At 72.1% G+C, this 12,920-nt stretch carries 11 protein-coding genes; 9 read left to right on the plus strand and 2 right to left on the minus strand.

The genetic code is table 11. From position 1 onward, the window contains the following. Positions 1 to 129: 129 nt before the first annotated feature. The 4 genes from ACFZAM_RS30300 (at position 130) to ACFZAM_RS30315 (ending at position 5,147) form a co-directional block, all read left to right on the plus strand. Positions 130 to 1,428 carry a DUF6716 putative glycosyltransferase gene (locus tag ACFZAM_RS30300; RefSeq protein WP_355336883.1) on the plus strand — a complete coding sequence of 433 codons (1,299 nt, stop codon included), beginning with the start codon at positions 130 to 132 and terminating at the stop codon, positions 1,426 to 1,428. Between the two features lie 145 nt (positions 1,429 to 1,573). Next, entirely contained in the window at positions 1,574 to 2,863 is a 1,290-nt protein-coding gene (locus ACFZAM_RS30305; RefSeq protein ID WP_391050508.1) for a cytidylyltransferase domain-containing protein, read from the plus strand. 88 nt (positions 2,864 to 2,951) lie between these two features. After that, positions 2,952 to 3,893 carry an N-acetylneuraminate synthase family protein gene (locus ACFZAM_RS30310; protein WP_355336885.1) on the plus strand — a complete coding sequence of 314 codons (942 nt, stop codon included), beginning with the start codon at positions 2,952 to 2,954 and terminating at the stop codon, positions 3,891 to 3,893. 102 nt (positions 3,894 to 3,995) lie between these two features. After that, complete coding sequence (locus ACFZAM_RS30315; protein WP_391050510.1) at positions 3,996 to 5,147, plus strand: hypothetical protein; 1,152 nt, start codon at positions 3,996 to 3,998, stop codon at positions 5,145 to 5,147. Between the two features lie 99 nt (positions 5,148 to 5,246). Here ACFZAM_RS30315 and ACFZAM_RS30320 read toward each other — a convergent pair whose 3' ends face one another. After that, positions 5,247 to 5,702 (minus strand): helix-turn-helix domain-containing protein, encoded by a 456-nt coding sequence (locus ACFZAM_RS30320; protein ID WP_355336887.1) that lies wholly within the window; start codon positions 5,700 to 5,702, stop codon positions 5,247 to 5,249. A gap of 194 nt (positions 5,703 to 5,896) precedes the next feature. Here ACFZAM_RS30320 and ACFZAM_RS30325 point away from each other — a divergent pair, with 194 nt between their 5' ends. The 3 genes from ACFZAM_RS30325 (at position 5,897) to ACFZAM_RS30335 (ending at position 9,602) form a co-directional block, all read left to right on the plus strand. Further along, a complete protein-coding gene (locus ACFZAM_RS30325) occupies positions 5,897 to 7,054 on the plus strand; it encodes an MFS transporter (RefSeq protein ID WP_391050577.1) in 1,158 nt (385 codons plus the stop codon). Positions 7,055 to 7,340: 286 nt separating this feature from the next. Further along, positions 7,341 to 8,801 carry a glycosyltransferase gene (locus ACFZAM_RS30330; protein WP_391050513.1) on the plus strand — a complete coding sequence of 487 codons (1,461 nt, stop codon included), beginning with the start codon at positions 7,341 to 7,343 and terminating at the stop codon, positions 8,799 to 8,801. Between the two features lie 195 nt (positions 8,802 to 8,996). Further along, positions 8,997 to 9,602, plus strand: coding sequence for a hypothetical protein (locus ACFZAM_RS30335; protein WP_391050515.1), 606 nt, complete (start codon positions 8,997 to 8,999; stop codon positions 9,600 to 9,602). A 3-nt stretch (positions 9,603 to 9,605) separates the two neighbouring features. On the opposite strand, the gene cutA is transcribed toward ACFZAM_RS30335, so the two are convergent. Next, the gene (cutA, locus tag ACFZAM_RS30340; protein ID WP_391050516.1) at positions 9,606 to 9,938 is read right to left on the minus strand and encodes a divalent cation tolerance protein CutA; all 333 of its coding nucleotides are present in this window, start codon (positions 9,936 to 9,938) and stop codon (positions 9,606 to 9,608) included. A 326-nt stretch (positions 9,939 to 10,264) separates the two neighbouring features. On the opposite strand from cutA, the gene ACFZAM_RS30345 reads away from it, so the two are divergent. Together ACFZAM_RS30345 and ACFZAM_RS30350 are read left to right on the plus strand one after the other, a co-directional pair. Then, complete coding sequence (locus ACFZAM_RS30345) at positions 10,265 to 11,548, plus strand: amidohydrolase (protein WP_391050518.1); 1,284 nt, start codon at positions 10,265 to 10,267, stop codon at positions 11,546 to 11,548. Positions 11,549 to 11,701: 153 nt separating this feature from the next. Further along, positions 11,702 to 12,730: a BMP family ABC transporter substrate-binding protein gene (locus tag ACFZAM_RS30350; RefSeq protein ID WP_391050520.1), complete on the plus strand. Its 1,029-nt coding sequence runs from the start codon at positions 11,702 to 11,704 to the stop codon at positions 12,728 to 12,730. Positions 12,731 to 12,920 lie beyond the last annotated feature (190 nt).

Genomic DNA, 12,920 nt, shown 5'->3' on the forward strand with positions numbered 1-12,920 from the left:
CACGGGCTCTTCTGCCGGTCGGAGAACTCCTGGCCTATCCACGGCAGACGGCTAAGTGGCGGCTCTATGTTTACCTGCTGTTGGTCGCCAATTAGCACGATGAACTCAACGGCTTCCTAAGGTCTTGCCGTGCCAAAACGTAAGCCCGGCCCATTGCGGGTCACTGTGATCGCCGACTCGGACACCCGGTGGAAGTGGGGTGCGCTGACCGCGCGCCGGATCGACCCCGAGGCCCGACTCGACGCGCGGCTGCTGCGCGGCCGGGCCACCCCCACGCCCCGCCAACTGGCGGAACTCGGTATTCCGGCCGACTCCATGGAGGAGGCGACCGCCGCCGAGATGCTGGCCGACATCGACGAGGAGAGCTGCGACGTGGTCGTCATCTCCTGCGTCGGCGGCACCGTCCAGGCGCTCCTGCACGGCTTCGCGCGCGCCTGGGAAGGCCGCCCGCAGCGACCGCTGGTCGTCACCGGATACGTCGGCGTCGTATACGAGAAGCTCGCCGACGGTCTGCTGCTGCGCGCCGGGGCCGATGTCGTCCTCGCCAACAGCGCCGACGACGCACGGCGGTTCAGGGACGTGTACGAAGGCGTCGGCTACCGCACCACGAGCATCGTCGAGACCGCGCTGCCGTTCCTCGGCGGCGAGCCGTACCGGCCCGACGACCAGCGGCCGTTCACCGTCACCTTCGCCGTGCAGCCGTCCGCGCCCGAGGGCCGGGCCGACCGGACGCACCTGCTGCGCCGCACTGTCGACCACGCGCGGCGGCACACCGAGCGCGAGGTGCTGGTCAAGCTGCGCAGCAAGCCCGGCGAGCACACCACGCACATCGAGGAACACCCGTACCAGAAGCTGGTCGCCGCCCTCGATCCGCCGGACAACCTCCAGTTGGTCTACGGCAACATGGCCGAGGTCCTGGACCGTACGGACCTGCTGGTCACGGTCAGTTCGACCGCCGCGCTCGAATCGCTGCACCGGGGCATCCCGACCGCGATCCTCACCGACCTCGGCATCCGCGAATCGCTCGGCAACCACCACTTCCTCGGCTCCGGCTGTTTCGCCTCCTGGGACGAACTGGACGACGGCCACGTGCCGCACGCCCACCCCGACTGGACCGCGGCCCACGGCGTCGCCGCCCTCGCGCCCTTCGCCGCCCTGCGCGCCCGCGTCCAGGCACTGCTCGCCGAACCCGAACTGCCGAGGATCACGCCGTACTACACGCTGCGCACCGCCCCCGGTTACCTCCCCGGTGTCCTCGCCCGCCACGGCCTCGACCCCAAGGGCGAACCCGTCGGCGGCCTCGCCCCGCGCGACCCCGGCCCCGTCCGCCGCGCGGTCCGCGACTTCGTCCGCAACTCCGCCCGCACCGCCTACCGCCAGGGCGTCCAGCGCGTCGCCCCCACCATCCGCCGCTGGGGCCAGCTGTGACGGCCCGCACGCGATTCCCGGCCGAGCGCGCGGTTCCGCGCGCCCCTGGAGCGGCCGTCCTCCGCATACGCGGCGAAAGCACAGAGCCCCTCGCGGGAGCGGGGCGCCGGGGCCGCCGGGCCCGAAAGACGACAGGAGTCACCCGATGAGCGACCGATCCACCACCCCGGCCGGAAGCGTCCTTGCCGTCATCCCCGCGCGCGGGGGGTCCAAGGGGGTGCCCGGCAAGAACCTGGCGCCGGTGGGCGGGGTGCCGCTGGTGGCGCGGGCGGTGGCGGCCTGCGTCGAGGCCGGGCGGGTGACCGCGGTCGTCGTCTCCACCGACGACCCCTCCATCGCCGAGGTCGCGCGCGCCGCGGGCGCCGAAGTCGTCCTGCGCCCGGCGGCGATCGCGGGCGACACCGCGACCAGCGAGGCCGCGGTGCTGCACGCGATGGACGCCCACGAGGCGATGAGCGGCGCGGCCACCGACGTCGTCCTGCTCGTCCAGTGCACCAGCCCGTTCATCACCGCGGAGGAGGTCGACGGCGTCGCCGCCGCGGTGCTGGACGGCGGCGCGGACACCGCCCACACCGTCGCCCCCTTCCACGGCTTCATATGGCGCGAGGCCGGGGACGCGGCGGCGGCCGACACGTCGCACGAGCCGGCGAACGGGACCGCACCTGCCGTCACCGCGCCCGCCTCCGCCGTCACCGCGCTCGCCGCCGGGGGCGCCGTCGGCGTCAACCACGACAAGTCCACCCGGCCGCGCCGCCAGGACCGGCCGCAGGACCTGCTGGAGACCGGCACCGCGTACGCGATGCGCGCCGACGGCTTCCGCGCCGCGAACCACCGCTTCTTCGGCAGGACCGCCCTGGTGCGCACCGACCCGGCCCGCGTGCTGGAGATCGACGAACCCGCCGACCTCGAACGGGCCCGCGCCCTCGCCCCGCTGCTCGACCCGCGCACGACGACCCCCGGCTGGGGCGACGTCGACGCGGTCGTCCTCGACTTCGACGGCACCCAGACCGACGACCGGGTGCTGATCGACGCCGACGGGCACGAGTCGGTCACCGTGCACCGCGGTGACGGCCTCGGCGTCGCGGCCCTGCGCCGCGCCGGAATGCCCGTCCTCATCCTGTCCACCGAGACCAACCCGGTCGTCGCCGCACGGGCCCGCAAGCTCAAGGTCCCCGTGCTGCACGGCATCGACCGCAAGGACCTCGCCCTCAAGCAGTGGTGCGAGGAGAACGGCATCGCGCCCGAGCGGGTGCTCTACGCGGGCAACGACGTCAACGACCTGCCGTGCTTCGGCCTGGTCGGCTGGCCCGTCGCCGTCGCCGGTGCCCACGACGTGGTGCGCGCCTCGGCCCGCGCCATCACCACCGCCCAGGGCGGTCACGGCGCGATCAGAGAGATCGCCGCCTGGCTGCTGGGCCCCACTCTCGCCCGCTGACAAGCAGCCGCCGGCGACCGCCGACCCCGGCCGCGCCGGCGGCACACATCCATCCCCCCGACAGTCCCAACCCGTAAGGAACACCCTCGTGACCACATCCATCCCCGCAAACCTCCGCCGCGTCGGCTCCCGCCACATCGGCAACGGACAGCCCGTCTACGTCACCGGCGAGATCGGCATCAACCACAACGGCGACCTGGAGAACGCGTTCGCACTGATCGACGCGGCCGTCGCCGCGGGCTGCGACGCGGTCAAGTTCCAGAAGCGCACCCCGGAGATCTGCACCCCGCGCGACCAGTGGGAGATCGAGCGCGACACCCCCTGGGGCCGTATGACGTACATCGACTACCGGCACCGCGTCGAGTTCGACGAGGCCGGCTACCGGTCGATCGACGAGTACTGCCGCAAGCGCGGCATCGACTGGTTCGCCTCCCCGTGGGACGTCGAGTCCGTCGCCTTCCTGGAGAAGTTCGACGTGCCCGCCCACAAGGTGGCCTCCGCCTGCCTGACCGACGACGACCTGCTGCGCGCCCTGCGCGGCACCGGCCGCACCGTGATCCTGTCCACCGGCATGTCCACGCCGAAGCAGATCCGGCACGCGGTCGAGGTGCTCGGCAGCGACAACATCGTGCTGTGCCACGCCACGTCGACGTACCCGGCCAAGCACGAAGAGCTGAACCTGCGCATGATCAACACCCTCCAGTCCGAGTACCCGAACGTGCCCGTCGGCTACTCCGGCCACGAGGTCGGCCTCCAGACCACGCTCGCCGCGGTCGCGCTCGGCGCCGTCTTCGTCGAGCGGCACATCACCCTCGACCGCGCCATGTGGGGCTCCGACCAGGCCGCCTCGGTCGAGTCGACCGGCCTAGAGCGCCTGGTGCGCGACATCCGGATCATCGAGACCTCCCTCGGTGACGGCGTCAAGAAGGTCTACGAGGGCGAGCTCGGCCCGATGAAGAAGCTGCGCCGCGTCGCGGGCGTCGTCGCCGAGTCCGAGGCCGCGGGCGTCGAGGCACCCGCCGCCGTCTGACCCCGGAAGGGCGGCGGGGATCACTGACCAGGACCGGCGGGACCGCGGGACCTTCGGGTCTCCCGGTCCCGCGCACAACCGCAGAGGAAAAGGGGAACGGCCATGACCGGTAAGCCCGCAGTCGCGGCGGGGCAGGTGCCCGCACCGGGTATCGGCGCCGTCGCGCTCGTCGAGTCACCCGTCCAGCTCCTCAACGTCCTGGAGTGGGCGCACATCCATCCGCCCACCGTCCCCGCCGCCCGCACCACCGGTGAACCGGCCGTACCAGCCGAACCGGAACCGGTCGCGCGACCGCTCACCGTCGTCGTCCTGTCCCCGGTCGACCCCACCAGCCGCGGCCAACTGCGCCGCATGGCCGAACTCGCCCGCGACGAAGGCGCGGTGGTCCGCTGGTTCGAGGCCCGCGGCAGCCGCGGCGGCCTCTTGCGTACGGCGGTCTCGCTCGCGCCGCTGCTCTTCCGGGTCAGGCACCTCGTGATCGGCGACCCGTTCTCACGCCTCGTCCAGGTACTGCTCCCGCTGTGCCGCGCCCGTGAGCTGACCGTCGTGGACGACGGCACCGCGACCATGGAGTTCACCGAAATCCTCTCCCGAGGCGGCCGGTTGGTGCGCTGGCACCGCTCGGGGCGGCGCCGTTCGCCCGTCGACGCGGCCTTCGGGATCTTCTCCTCCGCGGCGCGCCGCCGCCTGACGCCCGGCAAGCGGCGCCATGTCGAACTCTTCAGCGCGATGCCCGCGACGCCGCCTCCGGGGATGGCGCTGCGCACCAACCGCTTCGCCTGGACCCGCAGCCGCTTCGGGCCGCCGCGCACGCTGGCGGGCACCGACCTGATCGGCACCTCCCTCGTCGAGACCGGCGTCGTCGACCCCGAGCGGTACCTCGCCGTCGTCCGCTCGCTCGCCGAACGGCACGGCGCCAAGCGGTACTTCGCCCACCGCCGCGAGGCCGTCGACAAGCTTCACCGGCTCGCCGCCGAGACCGGCCTGGAGATCGTCCGGCCCGACCTCCCGCTCGAACTCGTCGCCCGCCGCGGCCCGATCGGCCGGACCGTCCTGTCCTTCCCCTCCACGGTCGTGCACACGTTGCCGCTCGCGCTCGGCGGTACGGGAGTCCGTATCGTCGTCATCGACATCGACCAGGAGTGGCTGACGGCCGCCGCCTCGCCGCGCGCCCACACCTTCCTGACCGGCATCAACCACTCGGCCCGTGACCTGCACGGCCTGAACGGGGCCGAGTCCCCGAGCCCGGCCTGAGTCCCGGGTCCCGCCTGAGCCCCAGGTCCCCGGGTCGGGCTCAAGTCCCGGGTCCGGCCTGAGCCCCAGGGCCCCGGGTCCGGCTCAAGTCCCGCCGCCTCAGGGGACTTTGGTGACTTTGGTGACGGCGGTGTCGTCGGCGTCGAGCCGCCGCCCGTCCGCGGCGTGGACCTCCAGCGTGCGCAGGGGACGTCCCTGGCGGAGGTCGGTCAGCTCCGAGTGCGGCTCGTCGGGGGCGAAGAGATTGCGCTCGCCCCACTGCCGCAGCGCGACGACGACGGGGAACAGATCCTTGCCTTTCGGCGTCAGTACGTACTCGCGGTAGGCGCTGCCGTCCGAGGCGGGGACGGTGTCGAGCACCCCGGCGGCGACCAGCGAGCGCAGGCGCGCGGTGAGGATGTTCTTTGCGACGCCGAGACCGCGCTGGAACTCCCCGAAGCGGCGGCTGCCGTCGAAGGCGTCCCGCACGATCAGCAGGGACCACCAGTCCCCGATGGTGTCGACCGAGCGCGCGACGGGGCAGTCGCTGTCGTCGAAGCGGGTCCGCTCCACCATCTCGCCCTCCCTCTGTGACGTGTTCCGTCCTGGTTGCATCATGCTACCGGATCGGCCTATGGTCCAACTGGTAGCAAGATGAAACCAGCGAGGGAGGGCTTGGCGTGGGACGAGCGTGCGAGGTCGTGGGGGAGGCCGGTCCCGTCGATACGGCGCGGGTCGCGGGGCCCGGCGCGGCGAAACCCGGATTCACGCTGACCCGAGGCGTCACCCTGCTCTTCGCGGTCGCCTGCGGCACCTCCGTGGCCAACGTCTACTTCGCGCAGCCCCTCCTGGTCACCCTGGGCCGCGACTTCTCGATCGGTACGGCGACGGTCGGCGCGATCGTGACCCTGACCCAGGTCGGCTACGGCCTCGGCCTCTTCTTCCTCGTACCGCTCGGCGACCTGCTCGACCGCAGACGCCTCGTCGTGGCACAACTCCTGTTCCTGGCAGGGGCGTTGACGGCGGTCGGCACCGCGGGCGACGCGGCGCTCCTGCTCGTGGGGCTCGCCGCCGTGGGACTGCTCGCGGTCGTCACCCAGACGCTCGTCGCCTTCGCCGCGTCGCTGGCTCCGCCCGGCGAACGCGGGCGCGTCGTCGGCCTGGTGACCAGCGGCGTGGTCACCGGCATCCTGCTCGCCCGTACCGCCTCCGGCGTCCTGGCCGACCTCGCGGGCTGGCGCTCGGTCTACCTCACCTCCGCCGTCCTGACCTGCGTGCTCGCCCTGGCCCTGCACCGCCTGCTGCCGTCCCGTCCCGGCGCTCCGCGAACGTCCGGGGGATACGGGCGGCTGCTGCGCTCCACCGTCACGCTGTTCGCGCGGGAACGCCTGCTCCGGATACGAGCCCTGCTCGCGCTCCTGGTCTTCGCCGCCTTCAGCGTCCTGTGGAGCAGTGTCGCGCTGCCGCTCAGCGAGCCCCCGCTCTCCTTGTCCCACACCGCGATCGGCGCCTTCGGCCTGGCCGGGGCCGCCGGCGCCCTGGCCGCCACCGCGGCCGGCCGCCTCAACGACCGCGGCCTGTCCCAGCGCACCACCGGCATCGCCCTGACCCTGCTCACCGTCTCCTGGCTCCCCCTCGCCTTCACCCGCCAGTCCCTCTGGGCCCTCGCCGTCGGCGTCATCGTCCTCGACCTCGCCGTACAGGCCGTCCACGTCACCAACCAGACCCTCGTCCACGCCCTCCGCCCCGAAGCCGGCAGCCGCCTCATCGGCGGCTACATGGTCTTCTACTCCCTCGGCAGCGCCTCCGGCGCCTTCGCCGCCACCACCCTCTACGCCGCCGCGGGCTGGCCCGCCGTCTGCGCCCTCGGCGCCGCCCTGAGCCTGGCCGCTCTCCTCCTCTGGGCGGCCACAACTCCGAGACGTTAGGCCGATCTTTTTGGGGCGCTGGGGGCACCTCCCAGCGGTAGCCGGGGGAGGAACTGCGCGGCCGGCCGAGACGTGGCTGCACGTCACCCCCGGCCCCAGCGGGGCGATTCGGCTGTTGTCTGACCACCGGCCGGCGGGGCCAACGGGCGGCGCTTCAGCCTCGTTCGCCTCACGTCAAGGCTGACGTAACCAAATGATCACCCCCGTGAGGTTGGCTTCGGGAATGACGGAGGGTTTAAGGGCCCCGGCCCACGTAGCGATCCTCGCCGGAGGCGACCCCGGTGGATTGGACGGCGACTCGCGTGCCCTGAGGGTGGCGGACGCGGCGCGGGCGGCGGGCTATCGGGTCACGCTGATCGGCAGGGCACCGGCGACGGTGACGCCGAAGGGCGTGGACGTACGGAAGGTCGCCGTGCGCGGCGTACTCGGCGCGCACCGGGTGCGGCGGCCGAGACCCGGGCTGCGCTGGCCACTGGCGTACCGGAGCGCGGCGGCGTACGACCACCGCACGGCACTGGTGACGGCCGAGCGCGCGGTGCTCGTCACCCGCACCGCGGAACTGGACGTCGTGCACCGGGCGTTGCCGCTGCTCGCGGCGGCCCGCACGGGCCACGCGCTGGCGTGGCTGCGGCACGGACTGCGGGCCGGATGGACACGGCTGCGCGCGGCGCAGTACCTGGCGGCGGTCCGCCGCCGCAAAAGCCCGACGGCCCGGCTGGACAACTTCGTCACCGAGACGCTGCGGCTGCTGCTCGGCCGCCGCGCGTGGCGCCGCCTCGACCCCGGCCTGCTGGACGAGGAGGTCGCGTACGGCCCGGTGCTGGACGCCGTCCGCCCGCATCTGATCCACGCGCTCGGCCACCGGGCGCTCGGCGTCGCCACCCGCGCGGCGCTGCGGGCCGAAGGGGCGGGGCACCGTATCGAGGTCGTGTGGGACGCGCCGCCGCGCACCCCGGCCGCCTCCCGCCGCGCGGCCGTGGCGGGCGAGGCGTACGAACGGACCTTCGCGCCCGAGGCCGACGGTGTCGTCACCGTCGGCGAGGGCCTGGCAAGGGAGTTGCGCGCACGGCACCGGCTGTCGGCCACGCCCGCCGTGGTCCGCAACGCCCCGCCGCTGGCCGCCGCCTCCGTCGCCGCGCACCCCGCGGGCATCAGGGCGCGCTGCCATCTGGCGCCCGACATCCCGCTGTTGGTGCACACAGGACCCGTCACCCCGGACCGCGGCCCGGCCACCGTCGTGGAGGCGCTGCCCAAGCTGTACGACCTGCACGCCGCCTTCGTCGTGCCCGACCCCGGCCACCCGCACCTGCGCGAGCTGCGCGAGCGCGCCGCCCAACTCGGCGTCCACGGACGGCTGCACGTCCTCCCGTACGTCCCCGTCGCCGAGATCCCGCGCTTCCTCGCGTCCGCCGACATCGGCGTCCTGCCCGTCCACCAACTCCCGCACCACCAAACGGTGCTGGCCACCCGCTACTTCGAATACGCCCACGCCCGGCTGCCCGTGGTCGTCAGCGACGTCCGCGCCATGGCCGCCGCCACCCTCGAACTCGGCAACGGCGAGGTCTTCCGCGCCCGCGACACCGCCGACTTCGTCCGCGCGGTCGGTGCCGTCCTCACCAACCCGCGCCGCTACCGCAAGGCATACGACCGCACCGACATCCTCCGCCAATGGTCCTGGCAGACCGAGTCCGCCCCCCTCCTCGACCTCTACGCCCGCCTCCTGGGCCCCCGCCCCTCCGACACCTGAGCCCCCTGACCACCCGCCCGGTCCGCCAGCAACAGCGCGAGCGGCCCCGCGGTCAACAGAAACCGACCGTCCCCGGCGGCGCGCAAAGCCTCTCCCATGGACCACCACCCGAGCGCGAAGTCCGCTTCGCTTTCCGCGAGTTCCTGCGGACCACAACTCAGGCCGCGCGCTTCGTAGAGATACACGCGGGCGGGCGTGGCGACGGTGAGCGCGAACGACCCCAGCGATCGCCACACCGCCTACCAGACCGTGGCCGGCGACCGGAAAGCCGGAGTGGAGATCGCCGCGCGTTCCTGCCGAACCCTCACACCCGACGCCCCGGCCGGGGTGCGAGCCCTGCTCCACGAGCGGTTGGCGTGGGCCTGCGCCGTCGCGGGACTCGCCACGGAAGCGGAGAAGGCGCTCAGCCGCGCCGAGGAAGCACTGGCCGACCTCGGCGCCGCGCCCCAACCCGACTGGGTGGCATGGGTCGACAGCAACGAACTCCAGATCATGTCCGGCCGCTGCTGGAGCGAACTGCGCCGTCCGCTGCGCGCCGTGCCCGTGCTGGAGGCAGCACTGGCCGGGTACGACGACAGCCACGCCCGCGACAAAGCGCTCTACCTGTCGTGGCTGGCCGCCTCCTACCTGACCGCCGGAGAGATCGAACAGGCCGCCAAGGTCACCGGCCGGGCGCTCGACCTCGCCAACGGGGTCGCATCCGTCCGTCCGAAGCAGCGCCTCGCACCGTTTGTGGAGCGGCTCGCGCGGCACCGTGATGTCGCCGCGGTGGCGGACGTGCTGGAGAAGGCAGCGGTCTGAGGGTTACGAAGCCGCTTCGGACGTGGTGTTCGTCTCGATCCACCGGAAGGACGCCTCCGAACCGGCGACGACCGGCACCGCCGACACCTCGGGGTTGTCCCACGGATGGTGCCGCAACAGATGATCTTCGAGGGCCTGGTACCGCTCCGCCCGGGTGGTCAGCAGCAACCGCCACTCCTCCCCGGTACCGAACTTCCCCAGGTGCCAGAACACCGATGTCACCGGCCCGACGACCTGCGCCCCCGCGGCCAGACGCTCACGCACCGCGGACGCGGCCAACTCCACCGCCTGGTCACGAGTTTCCGTAGCAGTGCTCACCTGAAGGAAGTCGCCCATGTCGCGAGAGTATCCGCCGCGTTGGGCGCGCAGCCGGGCGCGGTGGGCGGCGGAGGTGCGGGGCATGGGGCGTGGGGCGCGGAACACTCGGGCGGGCACACGTTGCCGTAACACGAGGGTCGTAAGGTAAGGGGTCTCACCCGTGAGGCGGGGGTCGTCGGAGACGGTCGCGTTGCCTCGCGTGGGACGGCTCGTTGAGCCAGTATGGGTGTAAGAGACCTAAAAAGTTTTCTTACCCCCGAGGGTGACTGGGTATGCGCCGATCGGGCGACTTCTTCTCCTCCCGCAGGACAAAAACTTTCCCGATCACGTAAGAGGAGCCGGTGATGGGCCCTACGCTGACTGAGGTGAACGATTCACCTACACCGCCGTCCGACGGGCTGACCGCGGCTGTGCTGTCCGGTCTCGCCGAGACCGTCGTGGACGACGCACTGCGCGCCGAGCTGATCGCCTTCCGCCGTGACCTGCACAGGAACCCCGAACTGGGGCGGCAGGAGTTCCGGACGACCGAGCAGATCAGGGCGCGGCTGGAGCGCGCGGGGCTGAGTCCGCGGGTGCTGCCCGGCGGGACCGGACTGGTGTGCGACATCGGCGACACGGACGACAGCGGCAGCGGCGGCGACATTGGCGCGGCACGCTCCCAGCGCCCCCGCCTCGCCCTGCGCGCCGACCTGGACGCGCTGCCGGTGCCCGACACCAAGACCGTGGAGTACCGCTCGACGGTCGAGGGCCGGGCGCACGCGTGCGGCCACGACGTGCACACCACGATCGTGCTCGGCGCCGGCCTGGTCCTCGCGGAGCTGGACAAGCGGGGCACGCTCCCGCGCCCGGTGCGGCTGGTGTTCCAGGCGGCCGAGGAGATCATGCCCGGCGGCGCGCTGGACGCGATCAAGGCGAACGTGCTCGACGGCGTCGACCGTATCCTCGCGGTGCACTGCGACCCCAAGGTGGAGGTCGGCAGGATCGGGCTGCGCCAGGGGCCGATCACCTCGGCCGCCGACCGGCTGACCCTGACGCTGGAGGGCCCCGGCGGACACAGCGCCCGCCCGCATCTGACCACCGACCTGGTGATGGCCACCGCGAAGCTCGCCGCCGAACTGCCCGCCGTACTGGCCAGGCGCGTGGACCCCAGGTCCGGGCTGAGCATCGTGTGGGGCCGCATCCAGGCCGGGCACGCGGCCAACGTCATCCCGCAGTACGCGGAGCTGGAGGGCACCGTCCGCTGCCTGGACCTGACGGCCTGGCACGACGCACCCGACCTGGTGCACGAGGTGATCGACCAGATCACGGCGATGTACCGGGCGAAGTGCGAGATCACCTACCAGCGCGGTGTGCCGCCGGTGGTCAACGAGGCGGTCTCGGTGGAGCTGCTGCGGGACGCGATGACCGCGCGCTACGGCCTGCACGCGGTCGAGGACACCGAGCAGAGCCTGGGCGGCGAGGACTTCTCCTGGTATCTGGAGCGGGTGCCGGGCGCGCTGGCCCGGCTCGGCGTGCGGCCGGTCGGCGACACCGCCAAGCGCGATCTGCACCAGGGCGATTTCGACGTGGACGAGGGGGCGATCGCGGTCGGCGTGGAGCTTTTCACGGCGGCTGTCCTGCTGTCCTGACACCGGGTGAACCCCCCGCTACCGGTCCGTCACCTGGCTGAAATGCGTCGATCCGATAACGGGCCGTCATTCGGTCTTTACCTGACATCTACGCGCGTTAAGCTCCCGCTTAGCCAGCGCCGGACGGGGCGCTTCAGACTGAAGGGGACCCTCTTGCGCCGGGTATCCAAGATCATCGTCGCGGGTATGGTGTCCGCGACTCTGGGGCTCACTGCCACCGCGTGCGGCAGCAGCAGCTCCTCGGACAGCGGCAAGGACAAGGGCGTCGGTCTCGCCTTCGACGTCGGCGGCCGTGGCGACCACTCCTTCAACGACTCCGCGGCCCGCGGCATGGACAAGGCCGTCAAGGAGTTCAAGATCGGGTCGAAGGACCAGACCGCCAGCAACGGCGAGACGGAGTCCGACCGCGAGCAGCGCCTCGACCTCCTCGCGGGCGGCGGCTACAACCCCGTCGTGGCGGTCGGCTTCACCTACGGCGACTCGGTCACGAAGATCGCCAAGAAGTACCCCAAGGTGACCTTCGGCATCGTCGACTCGGTCGTGGACCTGCCCAACGTCGACTCCATGGTCTTCGCCACCGAGCAGAGCTCGTACCTCGCCGGTGTGGCCGCGGCCCTGAAGACCAAGACCAACAAGGTCGGCTTCATCGGCGGTGTGCACAACACCCTGATCGGCACCTTCGACGCGGGCTTCGCCCAGGGCGTCAAGGACACCAAGCCGTCGGTCCAGCTCACCCGCCAGTACCTGTACGAGACCGACACCAAGGGCTTCAACGACCCGACGTCGGCGCAGGGCAAGGCGCAGGGCATGCTCGACAGCGGCGTGGACGTGATCTACACCGCCGCCGGTCTGTCCGGTGACGGCGCGATCCAGGCGGTGGCGGGCAAGGCCGGCGCCTGGGCGATCGGCGTGGACTCCGACCAGTACGAGGACCCGGCCCTGGCCAAGTACAAGGACCACATCCTGACCTCGGCGGTCAAGAACGTCGACGTGGCCACGTACGACCTGATCAAGTCGGTGCACGAGGGCAAGGCCAAGACCGGCACCAACACGTACGACCTGGCCAACGACGGTGTGTCGCTGGCGACGTCCGGCGGTTTCATCGCCGACATCCAGTCGCAGCTCGACGCGGCCAAGCAGAAGATCGTCTCGGGCGCGATCAAGGTGAGCTCGAAGCCGTGACGTAAGCCGGGGACCCGGCCACGGGTCCCCGCTGGACCGGCGGTACGACAACCGGTTCGCGAGGCTCGGCGGGGGGATGCTGCGGCGCCCCCCGCCGAGCCTCGATCACTGTGCGGAACCATGCGGGAACACCCGGAAATCCCAGGAACCGTCCTGTCGGAATCCCGTGGTCCCCAGCCTGTGGAATGAA

This window comes from Streptomyces sp. NPDC008079, assembly GCF_042957385.1.
Lineage (GTDB): Bacteria > Actinomycetota > Actinomycetes > Streptomycetales > Streptomycetaceae > Actinacidiphila.

Coding starts and splice junctions, on each gene's coding strand:
- ACFZAM_RS30315 (WP_391050510.1), top strand. CDS start 3,996: ATGACCGGTAAGCCCGCAGTCGCGGCGGGGCAGGTGCCCGCACCGGGT.
- ACFZAM_RS30320 (WP_355336887.1), bottom strand. CDS start 5,702: ATGGTGGAGCGGACCCGCTTCGACGACAGCGACTGCCCCGTCGCGCGC.
- cutA (WP_391050516.1), bottom strand. CDS start 9,938: ATGGGCGACTTCCTTCAGGTGAGCACTGCTACGGAAACTCGTGACCAG.
- ACFZAM_RS30345 (WP_391050518.1), top strand. CDS start 10,265: ATGGGCCCTACGCTGACTGAGGTGAACGATTCACCTACACCGCCGTCC.
- ACFZAM_RS30305 (WP_391050508.1), top strand. CDS start 1,574: ATGAGCGACCGATCCACCACCCCGGCCGGAAGCGTCCTTGCCGTCATC.